Origin of the sequence: Streptomyces sp. YGL11-2, from assembly GCF_050054615.1 — a bacterium.
Classification (GTDB): domain Bacteria; phylum Actinomycetota; class Actinomycetes; order Streptomycetales; family Streptomycetaceae; genus Streptomyces.
The window spans coordinates 17,544-36,950 of sequence record NZ_JBNHIN010000066.1; the positions used below are offsets into that span (position 1 = coordinate 17,544).

Consider the following 19,407-nt stretch of genomic DNA (forward strand, 5'->3'; position numbering starts at 1 on the left):
GACCGTGGCCACCGACGCCTTGCGCCTCTCCAATCACCTGGCCTCTTTCTGACGGCGCCAGGCCGGGTGAATCCCACCCCACCACCAGCGCCTGCCACTACCGTGGGCTGCCATGACTGACGACAACATCTGGGACTATCCCCCCGACACCCCCACAGTCCACACCGGCACGTTCCGCCTCACGATGATCGAGCGGCCCTTCCCCGGCCCACACGGCTCTCTACCTCCCCATGACCACGCCCGAGCTCGTGAGATCGCCGCGAGCCTCACCACTGTCGAGGAGATCACCGCCGAGCTGGAATCCCGCCGCGCTGGCGATGAGTTCCCTCACGAGACCCGGGCCGATCTCGAACAGATCCAAGTCGGCTGCTGGGGACCGGTTACCGAGATCACAGATGCAGCCTTCGCGCACCGCGGCGAGTTCACCCCCTTGGCCGACCACACCGAAGCCCTAGCCAAGCTGCATCCCAACGCGGCACTCATCGGATCAGCCACCGTCGACTTCTCCATCCGCTACCGGTGCTTCCTCTTCATTCACCCCGACGGAACCCGTCTGTGGGCCGATGGATGGGCCGGTGAAGACCCTTGGACCGTCGACGGGAACGTCCACGACATCATCGACGCCTTCGCCGCCCACAACGCCCTGGAAAACGTCGACTTCAACGCTGACGCCGAAGCCCGCACCATGGCCTGGAGCGAGTTGGAAGACGCCATCTTGCGCACCGTCATGCCCGTCAGTCGGCACGAAGGGGTGCTGTCCGTCTTCCGTGTGCGGCGTCCCCGCGAGGTGGCCGTGAACCTGGAAGAGACCTGGCTCGAAGAGTAACGATCCGACCACAACGGCTTGTTGGCCGAAACAATCGTCCACTTCTCACGCCTCTGAGGCGGGGACGAGTCTAAGGTTGGCAAGTCGCCGGCGCCGCACTCTTTCCAGACGATTCGGAAGCCCTACGCGGCGCGTCTGGCACTAGCTTCTCAGGGGGAGAGACTACGTGACCATCCCGACATTACGGCCGCCGGGCCGTCCATCGCGCCTGCGGGGGCGCCTCGCGCTGGCCATCGGCGCGGCAGCCGCCGTCACAGTTGCCGGACTTCCCGGGCTCCAGGTCAACCAGGCTGAGGCCGCGGCCAAACCACAGCGTTGTGACGAGAAGTGGCTCGGGCACAGCTACGGCACCACGCCGCCCAACTCCGGTCCGCCGCTCAACGGAGTTTACGACCCGTACCCGACCGACGAGAACTACACTTACGTCAATCCGGCCCGGGACTTTGACGGGGTTCTTGCACCCACCCAGGCTCAGCTCGACAAGGCCGGAACCGACTACAGGTCATGGCAGAAGAAGTTCGAGAAGACCGGCGATCCCGAATACCGGGTCATGGAGATGTACGCGCGCTACCAGCGCCAGTACAACTCGCCTACCGGGTACAAGGAGTGGAACCGGTGGATGGACGTCCGCTGGCTGGCTCCTCACGGAAGCCCGCCCCGCGGCGACGCGTTCATGGCCCGTATGGTCAAGAAGTACAACATGATCGGCCCGGACTGGTGGTGTGAGGACACCCTCGAGTACACCGACGAGGACGGCAAGCCGCAGAAGCGGTACGTGGACGCCCGCAACCGCGCCGAAAGCCGCAACGTCGAGATCAAGTCGAACGGCCACGTCGAAGACGACCAGATGAAGGCCGACCGGCAGCTTGCCAAACAGCGCCCCAACGACAAGTTCCAGTACCTGACCGGCGCGGCCACCGACGACCCCAGCAAGAAAAAGATCAAAGCCTTCGACGAAGAGCTGAAGCAGGCGCGAGGAACCAGCGAGCCTCAGGCCGGCATCGTCGAACGTCGATCCAACGCGATCGAGCGCCCGCAGAAGCCGAACGTCTACACCAAGTACGACGCGCGCTTCAACGCGGACCCGCTCAAGGGCGGACGCTCCCCGATCATGGACGAGGCGCTGCGCTCGGGGAAGACCCCTGAGGAAGCCTTCCGCATCCAGAAGCAGTACCAGGCGAGCAACCGCGGCGGCTACTTCATGCGCGGCCCCGGCGGCATCGACTTCTCCACGATGCAGCTCAACTACGTCTCCACGCCCGTCAAGGGCCAGGGGATGAAGTACTCGTTGAAGGCCGACTACGCCAAGGATCCGGACAACAAGCCCGGTTACGGCGGCGAGGCCCGCCTCAACCTGGCCGACGACGCCTTCTTCACCTGGCTCGCCCTGACTCCCGACAAGTTCTGGGTCAACCTCAACCCCATCCGACCGGACCTCATCTTGGACAAGGAGTTCGCCAAGACCGATGCCGGCCGCATCCTGCTGGAAGCAGACCTGACCCTCAAGCACGACTACGCCGACGCGATGAACCCCGACAAGTACGAGCGCGGGGAACGCTTCTGGCAGGCCGCTCCCCGCACCGCGGAAGGTCAGCCGTGCCTGCCCATCATCCGCCAGTGGATCACACCCAAGCCCGCCACCGTCCGCGAGCAGGACGGCGGCATCTACATCCTCGACGCGCCCCTCAAGGTCAACATGGAGGTGCCGACAGGCCCGGACGTCCCGCCGAACGCCTGCAAGATCGACGAGGCGCAGACCCGGCAGGCCGAAACCCTCATCAAGACGGTGATCCAGCCCGAGCTGGAACGGCGCGTCAACAATGACCCGTCCTACGCCGACCTGCGCTACGTCTACCGCTCCCGCGTCGCGGCCGAGCACGTGCGCCGCGCAGACGCCGCCCAACCCACCGACTTCCACAAGATCATCAACAGCAACGACATCTCCAAGTGGAAGCTGCGCGCCCCGAACCAGAACTGGGACAAGAAGACCGTCTACGACAAGTACGTCTACTCGTTCAAGAACGGCGACTACAAGTTCAAGCGGACCTACGGCGGCAAGGTGTGGATCCTGTCCATGGGCGGGGTCGACTTCTCCAAGGCCCCCAAGCGCAACATCACGCACGCCCAGTTCAACACTCAGCACCGGGACCTGGACAAGACCACCAAGACTTCCACACAGGCGGAGACCACCTACCGCAACACCGAGCAGGTCTTCCTGGGAGCCGACGGTGAACGCGGAGGCAGCGGTGGCGACCCCACCCCGACGCCCACGCCGACGGACACCGGCAAGCCCACACCGACGCACAGCCCGTCGACTCCAGCACCGACCCCGTCCACACCCGGCGGCGGCCACAGCCAGCCGCCGGCGACGAAGAACCCCGACGGCGACCTCGCCCACACCGGAAACAACATCCCCGTGGGCCTGATCGCGGGCATCGCCGCAGCGCTCGCCGCGACCGGGGCAGCACTCACCTGGTGGATGCGCCGCCGCAAGCAGAGGCCCGCCAGCTGACCTGAGCAGGCAGTCGTGTCCATCGAATGAGGGCCCCATCCCTCATCCCGGGGTGGCACCGTTAGCGAATTCGGGGCTGGACGTGACGTCGGCCTTCGCGACCCGTCGTGGTCGTGAAGGCCGTCGTTGTGTTTGGGGCGGGTGTCGGTGTCGCTACACGCCAGGAAGATCAACGGGGTTCCTGAGGAGACGGCCCGGGTGGCGCGGGCTGCGTTCCCTCAGCCCGCGCGGTCCAGGCGGACACACTCATGGGCCAGGCGAAGTCCCAGGACGGCCCAGTGGGACGGCGGGAAACTGATCAGTGGCCGGAAGACAATTTGTGGATCACTTTTCGCCGTGGAGTGTGCCCCGCGGGAAGTCATCTGGCTTATGCGGAGAGCAGTCGCTGATTGCGCTTGAGCACTGACTTCGGCATGCGCGTCACGAGTTCGCCGATGGTGACGGATCGCAGGGATGCTTCCCATGCCTGGTACGCGCTGCGCATCACCGAATTCACCTGACAGGGCAACCGGCATTCGTCGGGACTTGAGGCGCCCTTGCCACGCTGCCGGATCTCCTGGCAGATGAAGGGTTCCGCGGTTCCCTCGATCGCCCGGACGACGTCCAGCACGGTGATCTCGTCCGCCGGCCGCGCCAGCCGGTAACCGCCCTTGGGCCCGGAGGTTGCCTGCAGGACGCCCGCTCGTGTCATGGCCTGCAAGTGCTTGGACAGATATGCCTCGGGCAGACCGTAGTGCACGGCCAGAGCCTCGCGCCGCATCAACCCGCCGTCTGGCACCTGGGCCAGCAGCGTCGCGCAGTGCATTCCCCATTCGACGCCCTGTGACAGCTTCATAGGACGAGTCTAAGAGCTCGTAACACGATCTTGTCGAGTTGTCCTGGTCGGGCGTGAATGGTAGGTCCATTCGGCCGTTCGTGGAGTGTGAGTACCCGGCCGTGGATCGTGGACGACGACCTGGCGCGGGTCGTCATGCCTGGAGGCTGCCTACGACGAGAGGTCGTCGCCGTCGGTCTGTTCCACTAGCCGGACCTCGTCGGCGGGCAGGCGCTCCACGGGCGTGAGCCGGGTGGATCGGGCGGGCAGGAACCAGGCAAGGGCGGCGGCGAGGACACAGAAGCCGGCGGAGAACCACAGCACCATGGTGTAACCGCCCACCGTTGGCTGACCGTTGCCGCTGACATGAGCGGCCAGGATGGTAGCGGTGAGCGCGCTGCCCAGGGAAAAGCCGGTGAAGCGGACCACTTGGTAGAAGCCCATGGCGCTACCTGTCTCCCGGGCGGGGATCGACTGCACGATCAAACCCGGAATCGCGGCGAAGGTGGTGCCCAGTCCCACTCCCAGGACACCCGTCATCACGAAGGCCTGCCACAGGGCGCCATGGAAGACCGCGAAGAATCCGCAGCCCAGCGCGGCTACGAGGCAGCCCATCGTCAGCACCGCCCGGATCCCTACGCGTGTCACCAAGGCCGGCAGGGTGCGGGAGCTGATCAGCATGAAGAAGGACAGGGGGATGAGGACGAGGCCGGCCACGACGGCCGATGCGGAGAACCCGAATCCGCCCGAGCATGGGGATTGCACAAACTCTGTCACCCCCGAAAGCACCATGTACATCGCGACGCCGAGCACCATGGCGCAGGCATCGGCGGAAAGCACGGATGAATGGCGCAGCAGACGCAGCTGAACCAGCGGGTTCCCGGCGCGCAGCTGCTGCACGGCCCACACTGTGAAGAGCACTACGCCGACAGCCAACAGGCCGATGATCGTCGGCGAACCCCAACCCCACTGTGTCCCCTCTGCCACTGCCACCAGTGCGGTGACCATCGCCAGCGCGAGCAGCACGGCGCCGGCCCAGTCGAGCCGGTTGGGGGCGCTACACCCCGCGCACGACGGTACGACTGCGGCGACACAGATCAACGCGAGGCCGGACACGATCGTGCCGAACCAGTACGCACCCGCCAATCCCCACGCCTCGGCGATCACCCCGCTGATCGGGTAACCAGCACCGAGGCCGGCACCCGCCGATACCGACAACAGCGCAATCATCGGCGCGACCTTGGCCTGCGGCAGTTCTGCCCGGGCGGTGGCCATCGCCAGCGGCGCCAGCCCGAGCCCGACGCCCTGCAGTCCGCGACCAACGAGCAACATCCCCAAGCCGCCGGCCAGCGCAGCCACGACACCGCCCGCCGTGACCACGGCCAAGCCGCCGAGCAACGTCACTCGCCGTCGCGGACCGTCGCCGAGCCGGCCCAGCACCGGGGAACTCGCCGCGCCGACCAGCAGCGCCACCGTCAGCGACCACTGCGCCCTACTCAGCGACTCATGAAAATCGCGAGCAACAGTGGGGATCAGCGGAGCACCGAACGAACTGATGATGCTGGAGACCAGCGTGGCCAGCACCAGCACCGGCCCGATCAGCGCGCTGCGACGCCTCTCGGTCATCACCATGCCCCCTCGGTCCGCCGCGTGCCGATCAGTTGCTCAACAACCTCGCCCGCGCCGATCAGTGCCGCAAGCTCGGTGTCTGCAAGGCCGAGCAACGCGCCTTGGAGAACCTGCGTGATGTGCGCGACGAACTCCGAGTAGTCGCTGACGACGCCATCGGTGACCTGAACGCAGGACGGCTGGAGGTAGCGCGCGATGCCAACCGCAGCATCGTCCGGCTGACCGATGATCCGCCGGGTCTGCACGTGACCTATGACCATGAGACCTCCCAGGAAAAGTGCGTGCGACTTGCACGCAACAACGTACGCAATGCCCGCGGAACCGCTGCCGATCGGTGCCGCCCAGCACTGAACCGCGGACCACCGAACACGGCTGCACAGCATGTCTGTTCACCGTGCGCGCGGAGGGTGCCGGTTCGGTCGGCGCGGGGGGCCTTGGTCGACGTCCCTCGCCTGCCGGCCATGCCAATCGGCGCGGGTAAAGGGCATTGAGTTCTCAATGAGAAGCGTTGATGCGGTCTGACATCCGTTTGTTGTATGCCATGAGTGCGGTGACGATCAGGGCTAGAGCGGCGTCGATGAGCCCTGCGACCTGCATGGCGTGGGCGTAGTGAACACCTTGCGCCTTTCCCGTGGAGTCGATTGGTCCGGCTATCGCGAAGAACACGCTGCCGATGACGGACACCCCGGCCGAACTGCCGAACTGCTGGGCCGTATTGAGCAGACCGGAACCCACTCCTGCCTGTTGCGGTGTGACAGCCACCAGCGATGCGCCGATCAGCTGCGGCAGGACAGCGCCGTTCCCCGCTCCCGTCACCATGACGGATGCAACGACGCCCGCCAGTGGTGCCCCGGCTCCCCATATCCGAAGCTGCAGGACCAGTGACAGGAGGCCGGCAACGGTGACGAAGCCTCCGACCACCACCACGCCCAGCCCGTACTTGGGAACGAGCCGGGACGACACCAGAGAACTCGACGAGAACATCACGGCGCTCGACGTGACCAGAAGCCCGGCCCCCAACGCGGAGTAGCCGCGGCCGACCTGGAGAAACTGCGAGAGAGCGAACATGAAACTGGCGAAATAGGCGAGGAAGGCCGCGCCCGCCGCCACACCACAGCTGTAGGACCGCACCCGCAGCAGCGTCAGATCGAGCACGGCACCGCCGCTCCGGGCGGCCAGGACGCGCTCCCACCACAGGGTCAGCGCGCCCACCGGCACCGACGCGGCCATGCAGAACCATGTCCACAGGGGCCAGTGTTGGTCGTTTCCCAAAGCCAGCGGCACCAACAGAAGCGCGATGGCACAGGCGATGCCCACCGCGCCAAGCGGATCGAGTCTCTGGCGGCGCGACGGCGTGAGCACGGGCAGCCGCCGCCGGGCGAACGCCACCGCCACGCCAGCGACCGGGAGGTTGACAAGGAAGATCGTCCGCCAACCGAGCCCGAAGACGTTGGCGTCCAGCATCAGAGCGCCCAGCACATTGGCGGAGACGGAGCCGAGCCCTCCCGCGACGCCGAACCAGGCAAGCGCCCTGGGCCTCTGCTTCGGGGTAAAGGCGGAAGTGATGATGGCCAGTACCTGCGGCACCATCAACGCGCCGGTGACGCCCTGCAGCAGTCGTGCCACCACCAGTTCCCACGGGCACTGCGCGATCCCGCACAGCAGCGAGGCACCGGCGAAGGCCACCATCCCGACCAGGTACAGCCTCCGGTAACCGAACATATCGCCCAGGCGGCCGCCGGTGATCAGCCCGCTCGCGTAGGCGAAGGCATAGCCGCCCATGGTCAGCTCCAGCATGACCGGTCCCGCGCGCAAATCATGGGAGATGGATGGCGCAGCGACATTCACCACGAAGAAGTCGAACTGCGCCATGAACATCGCCGTCAACAGCACCGCGAGCATTGGCCCGGTCTTCTCGGGCGCAGCCGCCCTGTCAGCCCCAGGAAGTGCCGGGGGCGGAATAACCGCATCCGCATTGCTCAACTGGCCACCATGCCTTTGGCTTCGACACGACCGAGACCCTCGCTCAGGGCGGCCCCGAACACGGCCCTCGAACGCAACACGATCAACATCGAAGATATTAGATATCCACGATCTCGTCTATTGAAATCCGCGAACAGCCCGTCGTGTCACGGGAGTTTGTGACACCACCCCACGGGGGCTGGGCCATCTGTTGATCACCGTCGCCGAGGCATCGAGCGGGCGCGCCGTGTTGTGGTCGCTGGCTGCTCCCTCATGCGCGAGATGTGTTCGGGCGGTGCAGCTTCCTCAGCTGAAGACCAGGCTTCGGAAGGCATTGCGGATGCGGGGGTTCACGTCACCAGGCCCGCAGCGGTTGCGCCGCCCCTCCGAGACCTGCGTCTGCTGCCTGCCGCGACGAGCGAGGAGGCGCCGTGCCGCACACCGTGATCACGTCGGCCGTCCGCGTCCCGTGGCACAGCCATCACGGCGGCCACGACCGCCTCCTCGACTACCTGCCCGGAGCCCACGGCGTCACCGCACCACAAGGCATCGCCGGCCGGAAGGTCACATCAGCAGCCCATCACTGGCTTCGCCGCCGCTGCCCCTTGCCGTTCTACCCGGCCGAGCACTTCGCCACGGACGCGCGCGTCCTCACCAGCCGCGGGCCCGCGCACGTCCTCTACGGCGACGAACAGTTCTGGTTCTCCCGCCACCGACCGGGCCCCACCGCCGTCACCTACCACCAGCCACCGGCACACCTGTCCCGCTTCATGCCAGCAGCGGCCTGGCGGCAACTCGCCGCACGCGCGAACCAGATCATCACCCTCGCCCCCAACCAGCAGGCGTTCTTCGCCGATCACGTGCCCACGGAGCGCGTGCACCTGATCCCGCACGGCATCGACACCGCCGCCTTCACGCCGGCAAGGGTCCCAGATACCGCCGCCCGGCCGCTTGTCCTCACCGTCGGCTGGTGGCTACGCGACTGGGACGCCCTGGACGCAGTCCACTATCGGCTCCACCGCCGGCATGGCAACGACATCAAACTCGTCGTCGTCACCCGTCAGGCCAACCGGCGTACCTGGCACCCCGCCGCACGCGTAGTGGAAGGAATCACGGAACTCACGCTCACCCAGCTCTACCGCCAAGCGGCGGTCGTGTTCCTCCCACTCGCGGATGTAACCGCCAACAACGCACTCCTGGAAGCCCTGGCCTGCGGAACCCCCGTGGTCGCCACCGACACCGGCGGCATCTCGTACTACACGGGCGACGGCCCGGCCGCTGACCTCACACCGCCCGGTGACGCAGATGCTGCCGCCGGAGCCGTCGAAATGCTCCTCGGTGAACTCGGCACCGCCGCCCATGCATCACGACGTGCCGCGGCCCGAGAACGCGCCGAGCTCCTCGCCTGGCCGCGCATCGCAGACCAAGTCCGATCCGTCTACCGCCTGCTGGAGGACGAACGATGACGGTCGACGACCTCTGGCTCCACCTCACCGTTCCCGTCTTGCTGGCCCTCCTACTGGCCCGCGCGCTCTGGGCGCTCGTCGCAGTCGAACTCTGTGCCCGTTGGCTGCTGGCCAACGCCCACCGAGACCCCGCCCAGGCCGGCGAAAAGGCGCCGTGGCTGGTGGTCCTGCTGCCCATGCTCCGCGAGCAGGCGCTCGCCCCCGAGACGATCGCCGCCTTCACCGCCCTGGACTACCCGCTAGGACGTGCAGCGGTTGTCGTCATCACCACCGAACGCGAAGAGAACGCCCGCCGCCGCGACCGTGCCCGCCTGCCCGCACTGGCCACCACCGGCCCACTCACCGAGGTGCAGCTGCGCGGGCTGTTCCCCCGCGCACGCTGCGGCAACATCGCCGACAAGGTCAACGCGGCCCCCAGGAACGAGCGCTTCGCCCTCCTCACTCAGCTGTACGACGCCGCACCCACCACTCGCGAGACCGTCGCCGCTCTTGCCGATGATCAGCCGGCCATCGGGTTACGCCTGGTACACCTGCATCAGCCCGATACCGGCGGCCGCAAAGCCGGCCAGCTCAACCACGCCGCCGACCACCTCGACACGATCCTCGGCCCGCTCGGATGGCAGAACGAGAACGACGCGGACAACACCTTCCTCTGCGTCTACGACGCCGACGCGATCCCCGATGTCCGCGCGCTGAACTCCTTCACCGAGACGGCTACCCGCCACCGTGCCCGCACCGGCCGACCGCCGGCGCTGATCCAGCAGCAGCGACTGCCTCTGCTCGCTCGCCGTGCCTTCCCATCCGGAGCCATCGGCCTGCTCCTGGCAGGAGAATGGCTCTACCAACTCCGCCGCTCACTCGGCATCGAACTTGCCCGCACCCGCCTGGCGCAATGGCTCACCACCGCCCAACTCCCGCCCGCGATCCGGGCCCTGCTGCGCCCGATGGTCTATGGCGTCGGCTGTGGCATGTGCGTCCACCTGCCGGCTGTGCGGTCCCTCGGTGGATTCCCCGAACCGATGGAAGACCTCGGCACCGGCCACCGGCTCTCCCTCCTCGGAGCCGGCGTCGCACCCGCCACCGTCGCCGTCCTCGACGAGCCCTACACCGAGCCACGCGGTCTGACCAACCTCCACGCGCTCGCCTTCCACACGTCAGCGCGCCCCGACCGGCATGCGAGGGACGTCGCTCACCTGCCCAGCGATCTGTCCCGAATCAGCAAGGCGTTCTTGATACTCCGGGAATGGGCCGACGAGATCGTCTGGCTCACCGGCGCCCCACTGATCGCCGCCGCGGTGATCTGCGCCTGGTGGTCCGGCCCCATTTGCTTCGCGCTCGCCCTCGTAGGCGTCCTGCTGCACGGCCCCGTCCTCACCGCCCGGCTGCTCCAGCTGGTCCCGGCCCTCCACGCCGCAGTACTGCCCACTACCAGCCGCATCCCGGCTGCTCCACGACCCACGCCCAGCCGCCGTACGGCACTGATCACAAGCAGCCCCGTCCAACCCTTCATCCGCCTCGCCGGCCCCTGGCGGATGATCCTCCGCCGCATCGCGGGACACCCGACCACCTTCGGCAAGACTGAACGCTGAACACCACCCAAGCCACACGAGGAAGTTGGACCAGCACCGTGACCGAGCCCGTCACCCCCAAAATCCGCACCTCCGCCAAAGCCGTCATCCTCCACAACGGCCACGTCCTCCTCATGCGCGCCAACTGGGACGACCAGGACTGCTACTTCCTCCCCGGAGGCGGCCAGCACCCCGGAGAGACCCTTGGCGACGCCGTCCGCCGCGAAGTCGACGAGGAAACCGGCCTGACCGTCACCGTCGAGCGGCTGCTGTGGCTCCGCGAATACATCGGCGCCCACCACGACCACCCCGTACGCGAAGCCACCACCCACCGCATCGAAGCAATCTTCCTGTGCACCCCCACCAGCGACCCCGACCAACTCGGCGGCCACGCCGAGGACGAGGTGCAGACCGGCCTGGAATGGGTGCCGCTGGGCAAGGTTCCTGCCCTCAGCCTGCTGCCACGAGCCATCCGTCAGCCGATCGCCTCCCTTGCCGAGGCACCTGCGGCCCCCGACAGCTACCTCGGCGACGTCGCCTGACAACGCCATGACCGGCATAGACGGCCGCGTCCCACCCAACGCCCGCGAAATCACCACCGGCCAGACCAACCGCGTCTGGTCGGTGGACGGACAACCGCCGTACATCCTCAAGCACTACGGCGACCCGAGCCGCGCCGCCAACGAAACCGCCGCTCTCCGCCTCCTGGCCAGGCACCGAGCCCCAAGCCCACAGCTGCTCGCCGCATCCCAGGACAGCATCCCGCCATGGACTGCACAGACCGCAGTTCACGCAAAGCCTGTACCCGCAGATCGGCTCCTGGCAGAACTCGCCGAATCTCTGGCCGCCGTCCATCGCATCCCCGGCCCCCACATCGGCCGCCTCGCCGGCGCCCGACGGCACGACAGCTGGACCGACTACCTCCACGACCGCCTGCGCATGTACGCGACAGCCGCCCCAGCCATGCGCACCACGGCCCGATTACTCCATCAAGAGGTCGAGGCCAGGGAGAGCACCATCCAGCCCGTGCTGCTGCACCACGACCTGCAGCCTGGCCACCTCCTTCGCCAACCCGCCGGTTCCCGACTGCTGATCGACTGGGAGCTGGCCGCCTTCGGCGACGAGCAGTCCGACCTCGCCCGCCTCGCCGTACGCCTCGACCTCCACGACCCCACACCCGTACTCGCACTCGCCAGCCGCTCAGATCCCACGACCGAGGGCAGGCTCCATCTGCACTGGCACATCCATCTGCTCGCGGACGCTGCGCTGAGCACAGACCCCGTCGTACGAGAGCGGGCAGCCATGAGGCTACTCAGGCGAAGGTGAGCACGACGCCATCCTGACGAGAGGAGCGAAGGGCTATCGCTCAGCCCGGACGGGGCCCACATATCTCCGGAACCACAGACGCGCAACCATGGATGGGGAGATTCGACCACGAAGGCGGGACACCACACCCGACAGCCGAAAGAGCGCCGCCCGGCCTCTGACGGGCCCACCCTCTCCGTCCGTTCCGGACAGGGCATGGCTGCGCCCGCCCGGCGACGGCAGTGCTTCCTCGGGTTGCTGGTGCGCCAGCCCGGCCGGGCGCTCTCCGCCCTATGGGGCGGCGTACCGGCAACACCGTGATCACTCGGAACCGGAGCCGCTCACGCCGCGACTACCTGGGGGACTCCATCGCAGGTTTCGGCAGCCCTCAGCCAGCCGGTGAGGTCAGCGCGGGCGCGGGCCACCCGCGAGCGCACCGTGCCGATCGGACAGCCCACGACCGCCGCGGCGTCCGCGTACGGCATCCCGACGAGCTGTGTGAGCACGAATGCCTCACGCCTTTCACCGTCCAGCGCGTCGAGCAGTTCGCTCAGCGCCAGTCCGTCGTCGAAGCCCGACAGTCCGCTGGGCTGCCGGGCTTCAGCGACCGCCTGCCAGTCCAGTTGCCCACGGTAGACAATCTCGGCGGATGCCCTCGCGCTGTAGCCACCGCAGGTAGACCACCATGTCATTGCCACGCCGCGTTGCAGCGTCACTGACGTGGGCGTGCGATCCAGCCTCCTGGAGGTGGGGGGCGGTCCGCCGGCTCACTGGAGCCGGTGCTCCGTCACGCGCCGGTCTGTGACCGTAGTGGCCTGGCTGCCGCGTCGCGTTGTGTGGGCAAAGAGGTGTGGTGCGACGGGTGCCAGGTGTATGCCTCTGGGTCGAAGGCGTTCAGTTGGCGCAGGAGGCGGCGGGTGGACCAGGGCCAGCAGAACGTGTTCAGGCCCGGCGGGCTGAAGTAGTAGCTGGAACGGTCGGTGGTGTACACGGTGGTCTGGAGGGCACCGCGCAGGGCGGCGTTGTGCGCTTGTTCCACGTCGGGCCGGACGTCCAGTGCGCGGTGTCCGCAGCGGTGCAGGTGGGTGAGTGCGTCGGTGATGTAGCGCAGTTGGGCTTCCAGGATGGTGGGGACGGCGGTGGTGCCGCTCAGGAGGTTCGGTCCCAGCAGGAGGAAGAGGTTGGGATGGCCGCTGACACTGGTGCCCAGGTAGGCGTGGCGTCCGTCCTGCCAGGTGTCGGCGAGGCTCTGGCCATGGGAACCGTACAGGTGGGGGGCGATAGACAGCTCGCCGATGCGGAAGCCGGTGGCCAGGATGATGGCGTCCGCACCGACCCGTCGCCCGTCGGAGCCCACGATGTCGCTGCCTTCGACGAGAGCGGCACGGGTGGGGTGCAGGCGGACGTTGGGGGACACGAGGGCCGGGTAGTAGGTGGCGGAGGTGAGCAGACGGCGGGCTCCCAGGCGGTGGCCGGGGGCGAGGGACCGGCGTAGTTCGGGGTCGGGAACCGAGCGGCGCATGTGCAGCCGCGCGGCAGCCTCCAGGAGTGGCAGGAACCGCGGGTGGCGCAGGGACAGGCCGATGACTTCCTGCGTCCAGAAGTGCAGCCCGCGGGCGAGGTTGCGGAGCGCCGGGTGTTCTTGCAGAAGGCGGCGAAGGCGGTCCGGGACGGCGTAGTCCGGTTTGGGCAGCACCCATGGGGCGGTGCTCTGGAAGATGTCGACGTGAGCCGCACGGCGCTGGAGGTCGGGCAGGAACTGCACGGTGGAGGCCGCGTTGCCGATGACGGCGACGCGGCGGCCGGTCAGGTCCGCCTGATGATCCCAGCGGGCGGAGTGGAAGACCGGGCCGGGAAAGTCGTCCAGGCCGAGCAGGTCGGGGTAGCGGGGGTGGTGCCAGGAACCGGTGGCCACGATGACCGCGCGGGCGGCGTACCGGCCTGCGCTGGTGCGCAGGTGCCAACGGCCGCTCAGCTTGTCCCAACGGCCGCCGTTCACGGTGACGTTGTAGCGGATCGCCTGCTCTACGCCCTGTCCGGTTGCGGTGTTCTGGAGGTATTTCAGGATCTCCGGCTGGGTGGCGAATGTCCGCCTCCAGGGGCCCGGCGCGAAGGAGTACTCGTACAGCAGGGACGGTACGTCGCAGCCACACCCGGGATAGGTGTTGTCGCGCCATGTTCCGCCCATTCGACCGGACTGCTCCAGCACGATGACATCGTCGACACCGGCTCGCCGTAGTGCGATCGCGGCAGCCACTCCCGAAAGGCCGGCCCCGATGACGAGGACCTCCGCCTCATCACGACTGGTCTCGACGGCTTCGTCGGCCACGGCGACATCCCCCTTGGCTTCCTTGAATGCACCTTGGCCGCGATGCAGGCAGAGCACGCACGGCCGATCACCCGTGGTGATGGACCGTAGCGTCAGGTGATGACCAGCAGGGAGGTATCGCCAATACATGCCTCATACGAGTTAAGTTGTCCGCGCGGTGATAATTCGGCGCCCTCCCCAGTGGTTGGCTCGTGAGCCGTGACGATGGACGCGGATCTGCCGGAACTTTGCACTCGAAGCCGTGCCACCGACGGGCAGACGCCGGATCTGCCCTATCCCAGCGGGTGGTTCTGTCTCGCGCACTCCCGCGAGCTTGCGCGCGGCAGCGTCCTTACCCGTCAGCTCGCAGGCGAGGACGTCGTCCTCTACCGCACTGGCGACGGACAGTCGTACGCGGTGCATCCGTACTGTCCACACCTCGGAGCCCACCTCGGCGTCGGCGGCACCATCGAGGGCCAGAACCTTGTGTGTCCCTTCCACCGCTTCGCCTTCGCCCCCGATGGCTCCTGCGTCGGCACGCCCAAGGGGCCACACCCGCGCGCCCGACTGAAGCACCGCACCGTCCGCGAACGCAACGGCTTCGTCATAGTCTGGTACGGACACGACGACACACCACCTGCGTGGGAAATCCCCGACACCTCCCCGCCAGAGGTGACCGTCACGGCCACATGGGCCACCGACGTGCACGCCCACGTCCAAGAACTCGCCGAGAACGGTCTCGACTACCGCCACCTGCCCGCCGTGCACCACGTGGACGTACGACAACTCGTCCCGCCACAAGCTCAAGGCCCTTACCTACGCTCACACCTACGCCTTGGGCCGAATCGTCCTACGGCATTGAAGAAGATCCGCTACGACGTGTCCTTCCTGCTGGCGGGACTGGGCTACGTTCGGGCCGAGATCCCAGTCCCCCCACTGGGATGCATCCTCCACCTGTGGGCCGTGCACGCACCGACCGGCCCCCGGCTCACGCGCCTGCTGCTCGGCGTGGCCTGCACGGATATCCAGCGGACACGGCCCGCCGGACGGACACCCCTGCTGCGTCCCGTGCACCGCGCCCTCGCCCGCGCAGTGCTGTGGACCGCAGTCAGCAAGGCCAAGGACGACGTAAGGATCTGGAACGCCAAACGCTACGAGCCTCGGCCCCGCCTCGCCGCAGGCGACGAGGCCATCGGCTTCTACCGCCACTGGGCCCGTCAGTTCTATCCGACCCCTTGAGGAACACACGATGGCACTGACGATTCCGCTGATGCTGGTGCTGTTCATCGCGAACCTGGACCAGACAATCGTGGCCACGGCCCTGCCGAGCATCGGCGAAGACCTGCACGCCGGCTCCGGCATCTCCTGGACCGCGACCGCCTATCTGCTCACCAGCTCCGTGACCACCCTCGTTTTCGGCAAGCTCGGCGACCTGTACGGCCGCAAGAAAATCCTTCAGTTCTCCGTCGCGATCTTCCTCGCGGGATCGCTGCTCAGCGGTATCGCTCAGACCTTGCCCCTGCTGGCCTCCGCCCGCGCCCTGCAGGGTATCGGCGGCGGAGGAATCACCTCATTGGTCATGGCCATCACCGGCGATCTGGCATCACCGCGGCAACGCGCCAAGCTCCAGGGCGCCTTGGGCATGGTCGCGGCGCTCGCCCTCACCGCCGGCCCCCTGCTTGGCGGCGCATTCTCCGACGGGCTCTCCTGGCGCTGGATCTTCTACGTCAACCTGCCCATCGGCATCGCCGCCCTCTTCGTGATCGCCGCAAGGCTCCACCTGCCCCAGCCGGCACCCGGCGGCAAGGTCGACGTCTTCGGAGCTCTGACAGCCACCGCGTTCACCACCTCCGTGGTACTCGTCACCACCTGGGGCGGACACGACTACTCCTGGACCTCGCCCGTCATCCTCGGTCTGACCGCCGTCGGCGCCGTCTCCCTGATCCTCTACCTCTTCATCGAACACACCGCGGTCGAGCCGATGACTCCGCTGCACTTGTTCCGCTCCGCCGCTTTCAGCTTGGCAGCGGCCCAGTTCCTGCTCGCGGCTCTGGTCCTGTTCGCGGGCATGCTGTACATGCCGATGTTCCTCCAAACCGTGCAGGGCAAATCCGCCTCCACCGCGGGCCTGTACGTCATCCCCCTGCTCCTTGGCCTGGTCGCCGCTGCGGCGATCTCCGGGCTCTTCATCACCAGGACGGGCCGATACAAGCTTTACCCCGTCGCCGGCTCGATCCTGGTCGGCGTCTCGATGGCGTTCATCAGCCGCGCCGACCAGAACACCAGCGCACCTGCTCTGATCGTCCCACTGGCAGTCGCGGGAGTCGGTATCGGCTTCTTCGTCCAGGTCTGCCTGCTCGCCGGCCAGAACGCCCAGCGACACGAGCACATCGGCACCGCAACCGGTGTGTTGAACTTCTTCAGATCCCTTGGCGGGGCCTTCGGGGCCGCCCTCTTCGGCGCCATCCTCAGCGCCGGCATGCACTCCTCCCGACCGACCCCGGACGAGAGCAGCGCGGCATTCCGGTCTCTCTTCTCTTGGACCATCCCCTTCATGGCGCTCGCCTTCGTCCTTGCTCTCGCGATGAAGGAGGAACCTCTGTCCAACGCCGCAAGCCCCGCCAAAGTTCACGACGGTAACTCCACCGGCATCGAGTCCAACGTCTAGAAGATCACTGATGAAGGCTCTTGGAAGATCACTCGCCATGGCAGCAGGCGCTGTCATCCTCAGCTGCCCGAGAGCATTGCGGCCCACCGGAGCGAGTTCGCTCCGCTGACTCGCGGGCTGGTACTGCTGACGACGTTGGCCAATCGCAGCGGTCAGCCACATCAGATTGAAGGCACCAGGAGCAGGGCTCGCCACCCAGCGCCAAAGGCTAGGCGGGCTTGACGACGCTGATTCCACATGATGGCCAACGCCACGTCACCCCGCCTGAACAGCTCATCCGGCTCGGCTACCTCCCCGAAGGGGAAGACACTGCGCTGTGGAAGATCGCGGCGCACTCCGAACCGTTCGAGCCGCCCCGCTGGCTGGCCACCTTCAGCAACAACACGCCCACGGAACTCGTAACCGCCTTCACCACCGCTCTCGCCCACGACTACGCGCAGGGCCACGACACCTACCTCTACGGCAGCACCGGCAGGGACCAAGGCTTCCAGCCGCTCGGGAGTCGGAGCCGTGGCGGCGGGTGCGTTCCGTACACGGCATGGCGCACTATTCGGGCGACTACGCATCGGCGACGACGGGCGGCCAGGTTGTCTACGAGAGCCGCCTGGAGCTGGCTCGCCTGTTGCTCGCGGACTTCGATCCTTCGGTGTCCGACGTCTATGCCCAGCCCTGCCGCGACGAGTGGACCGAGGACCGCCTTTACATGGGCCGCGAACTCTTGGTCAAGGCCCGCTCCACTCGATCGAGTTAGAAACCGACGAGACCGTCCTGCCCGCCGAACTCACTGCATAGCCTCAGCTTGGCGTTTATCGTCTGAGGTCGAACGTCGCATCGAACTTGCCTGGGATCTGCTGTTCGCCGGACATCAGGGCGGCCTCCGTCTGATCATGTGCTCCGTCACAGAGGCACTGGGTCAGTACGAAGGCCGTAACGATGAGTCTGCTACAGCGGGACGCCCCGCGGGATGCGTTTGGCGAACTGTCCTACTTCCGGACGGAGTTCTATACCTGCCTAACCACGCGGGGCGACGCACTGTTCGAGTTGGCCGATGCCCTGCTGTGCTCGGACGGCCCGGTGAAAACGCTCGTCGAGCTGTCCCTGGCCCCAGAGCACCGGCGCGGTCATGGCGCCTTGTACGGCGGGTTGAACCACGGGCGGCTGGATGCGGCACGGCTGCGCAGGACTCTGGCCGGTCTGCCGCTGCCGCGGGCCGCGGACGGGCGGCTCGTCCTGGCAGAAGAACCCACCCTCAGTGCCGGAGCCGGTCCCGATGGAGCTGCCGATGCCAGAACTCCCCCGCACCCAGATCATCGAGCGGACCCGCCACCGCTACGAGGACATCCACCACCTGGTGGAGAAGGGTTGGACGATCAGCGCGATCGCCCGAAGGCTCAACCTCGACCGAAAGGCCGTACGGCGATTCCGTGACACCGACCTCGACCAACTGCTCGTCTCCGCCCGCGGCCGCCGCCCCAACGGCGTGCTGGAACCGTTCAAGGCATACCTCAACGCACGCTTCACCGAGGCCCAGGGCCAAGTCAGTGGCACCCGCCTGTTCAACGAGATCCGCGAACGCGGCTACCGGGGCAGCCGCCAGGTCGTCCGCAAGCACCTCGCCGCCCTTCGGGCCGGCACCGCCGGAACCGGTCCGAGCTGACATTCCCAGCCCGCGCAAGATCACCTCCTGGGTCATGCGCCCACGCGACACCCTCACCGAAAGCCAGGAGGAACGGCTCCTTCAGGTCCGGCTTGCCTGCCCGGACATCACCCGAGCCTACGACCTAGCCCGTGCCTTCGCCGAACTCATCCGTCACCGACGCGGTCACCTGCTCCTGGAGTGGATCCGCCATGCCGAGCAGGACGCGCCGAAGCCGATGCAGAGCTTCGCCGGCTTCCTCCGTCAGGACCTCGATGCCGTCACCGCGGGCCTCACCCTCCCCTGGAGTTCCGGCGTGGTCGAAGGCAACGTAAACCGCGTCAAAACACTCAAGCGAGCCATGTATGGCCGGGCCTCGTTCCAACTCCTCCGGACCCGGATCCTCACCCAACCATGAGCTTCACGGAACTGCGGCCAGAGCCGCTTTCAAAGAGCGCCATCACAGTTGGCAGCCGGCACGATGGAGGGACGCATATGGGTGAGCCTCATCTGACATGGCAGTCACACGGGCCAGGGCCGCTCCCCCACCACTGCGGCGACATCCCACGCCGTCTCCCCCACCCTGCCACCGCTGCCCCGTCCCTTCGGGAACCACGGTTGGTCCCACCAGCCTTCTTAGTGGGCGGTTCGCGAGTTGATGTCCGTTTCGGAGTGAGGCTTGGGGCAGGGGTGCTGGCTGCGGTGCCGGCTAC

Annotated in this window: 16 protein-coding genes and 3 pseudogenes; 13 read left to right on the forward strand and 6 right to left on the reverse strand. The window is 67.2% G+C overall.

Going from position 1 to position 19,407, the window contains the following annotated elements:
* The first annotated feature begins 112 nt into the window (after positions 1 to 112).
* Both ACO1BR_RS38770 and ACO1BR_RS38775 read left to right on the forward strand, forming a co-directional pair.
* The gene (locus ACO1BR_RS38770) at positions 113 to 826 is read left to right on the forward strand and encodes a DUF6333 family protein (RefSeq protein ID WP_426799814.1); all 714 of its coding nucleotides are present in this window, start codon (positions 113 to 115) and stop codon (positions 824 to 826) included.
* A 166-nt stretch (positions 827 to 992) separates the two neighbouring features.
* A complete protein-coding gene (locus ACO1BR_RS38775) occupies positions 993 to 3,338 on the forward strand; it encodes a hypothetical protein (RefSeq protein WP_426799815.1) in 2,346 nt (781 codons plus the stop codon).
* Positions 3,339 to 3,705: 367 nt separating this feature from the next.
* On the opposite strand, the gene ACO1BR_RS38780 is transcribed toward ACO1BR_RS38775, so the two are convergent.
* From ACO1BR_RS38780 to ACO1BR_RS38795, 4 genes are all read right to left on the reverse strand, one after another.
* The gene (locus ACO1BR_RS38780; RefSeq protein WP_426799816.1) at positions 3,706 to 4,173 is read right to left on the reverse strand and encodes an RrF2 family transcriptional regulator; all 468 of its coding nucleotides are present in this window, start codon (positions 4,171 to 4,173) and stop codon (positions 3,706 to 3,708) included.
* Between the two features lie 150 nt (positions 4,174 to 4,323).
* Positions 4,324 to 5,784 (reverse strand): MFS transporter, encoded by a 1,461-nt coding sequence (locus ACO1BR_RS38785; protein ID WP_426799817.1) that lies wholly within the window; start codon positions 5,782 to 5,784, stop codon positions 4,324 to 4,326.
* A complete protein-coding gene (locus tag ACO1BR_RS38790) occupies positions 5,778 to 6,041 on the reverse strand; it encodes a hypothetical protein (RefSeq protein WP_426799818.1) in 264 nt (87 codons plus the stop codon). The genes ACO1BR_RS38785 and ACO1BR_RS38790 overlap by 7 nt, the downstream gene beginning before the upstream one ends.
* A 235-nt stretch (positions 6,042 to 6,276) precedes the next feature.
* The gene (locus tag ACO1BR_RS38795) at positions 6,277 to 7,683 is read right to left on the reverse strand and encodes an MFS transporter (protein ID WP_426799819.1); all 1,407 of its coding nucleotides are present in this window, start codon (positions 7,681 to 7,683) and stop codon (positions 6,277 to 6,279) included.
* 491 nt (positions 7,684 to 8,174) lie between these two features.
* Here ACO1BR_RS38795 and ACO1BR_RS38800 point away from each other — a divergent pair, with 491 nt between their 5' ends.
* Genes ACO1BR_RS38800 through ACO1BR_RS38815 form a run of 4 tightly spaced genes read left to right on the forward strand, consistent with a single transcriptional unit; the run spans position 8,175 to position 12,103 of the window.
* Positions 8,175 to 9,209, forward strand: coding sequence for a glycosyltransferase (locus tag ACO1BR_RS38800; RefSeq protein ID WP_426799820.1), 1,035 nt, complete (start codon positions 8,175 to 8,177; stop codon positions 9,207 to 9,209).
* Complete coding sequence (locus ACO1BR_RS38805) at positions 9,206 to 10,798, forward strand: hypothetical protein (RefSeq protein ID WP_426799821.1); 1,593 nt, start codon at positions 9,206 to 9,208, stop codon at positions 10,796 to 10,798. The genes ACO1BR_RS38800 and ACO1BR_RS38805 overlap by 4 nt, the downstream gene beginning before the upstream one ends.
* 38 nt (positions 10,799 to 10,836) lie before the next feature.
* Positions 10,837 to 11,319 (forward strand): NUDIX domain-containing protein, encoded by a 483-nt coding sequence (locus ACO1BR_RS38810; RefSeq protein WP_426799822.1) that lies wholly within the window; start codon positions 10,837 to 10,839, stop codon positions 11,317 to 11,319.
* A gap of 7 nt (positions 11,320 to 11,326) precedes the next feature.
* On the forward strand, positions 11,327 to 12,103 hold the full coding sequence (locus ACO1BR_RS38815; protein ID WP_426799823.1) for a phosphotransferase family protein: 777 nt from the start codon (positions 11,327 to 11,329) through the stop codon (positions 12,101 to 12,103).
* A 320-nt stretch (positions 12,104 to 12,423) separates the two neighbouring features.
* Here ACO1BR_RS38815 and ACO1BR_RS38820 read toward each other — a convergent pair.
* Positions 12,424 to 12,702: pseudogene (locus tag ACO1BR_RS38820) on the reverse strand (sigma factor-like helix-turn-helix DNA-binding protein); the annotation flags it as partial.
* A gap of 167 nt (positions 12,703 to 12,869) precedes the next feature.
* Complete coding sequence (locus ACO1BR_RS38825; protein ID WP_426799824.1) at positions 12,870 to 14,411, reverse strand: flavin-containing monooxygenase; 1,542 nt, start codon at positions 14,409 to 14,411, stop codon at positions 12,870 to 12,872.
* Positions 14,412 to 14,615: 204 nt separating this feature from the next.
* On the opposite strand from ACO1BR_RS38825, the gene ACO1BR_RS38830 reads away from it, so the two are divergent.
* From ACO1BR_RS38830 to ACO1BR_RS38860, 7 genes and pseudogenes are all read left to right on the forward strand, one after another.
* Positions 14,616 to 15,629, forward strand: a complete 1,014-nt coding sequence (locus ACO1BR_RS38830; RefSeq protein WP_426799827.1) for a Rieske 2Fe-2S domain-containing protein — start codon at positions 14,616 to 14,618, stop codon at positions 15,627 to 15,629.
* A 10-nt stretch (positions 15,630 to 15,639) separates the two neighbouring features.
* Positions 15,640 to 17,058: an MDR family MFS transporter gene (locus ACO1BR_RS38835; protein WP_426799825.1), complete on the forward strand. Its 1,419-nt coding sequence runs from the start codon at positions 15,640 to 15,642 to the stop codon at positions 17,056 to 17,058.
* A 218-nt stretch (positions 17,059 to 17,276) separates the two neighbouring features.
* Positions 17,277 to 17,480: pseudogene (locus ACO1BR_RS38840) on the forward strand (DUF317 domain-containing protein); the annotation flags it as partial.
* 116 nt (positions 17,481 to 17,596) lie between these two features.
* Positions 17,597 to 17,809: a hypothetical protein gene (locus ACO1BR_RS38845; protein WP_426799826.1), complete on the forward strand. Its 213-nt coding sequence runs from the start codon at positions 17,597 to 17,599 to the stop codon at positions 17,807 to 17,809.
* A 182-nt stretch (positions 17,810 to 17,991) separates the two neighbouring features.
* Positions 17,992 to 18,306 (forward strand): annotated as a pseudogene (locus tag ACO1BR_RS38850) (transposase); the annotation flags it as partial.
* Between the two features lie 34 nt (positions 18,307 to 18,340).
* Positions 18,341 to 18,715: a hypothetical protein gene (locus ACO1BR_RS38855; protein WP_426799829.1), complete on the forward strand. Its 375-nt coding sequence runs from the start codon at positions 18,341 to 18,343 to the stop codon at positions 18,713 to 18,715.
* A 34-nt stretch (positions 18,716 to 18,749) separates the two neighbouring features.
* A complete protein-coding gene (locus ACO1BR_RS38860; protein ID WP_426799828.1) occupies positions 18,750 to 19,112 on the forward strand; it encodes an ISL3 family transposase in 363 nt (120 codons plus the stop codon).
* Positions 19,113 to 19,407: the final 295 nt, after the last annotated feature.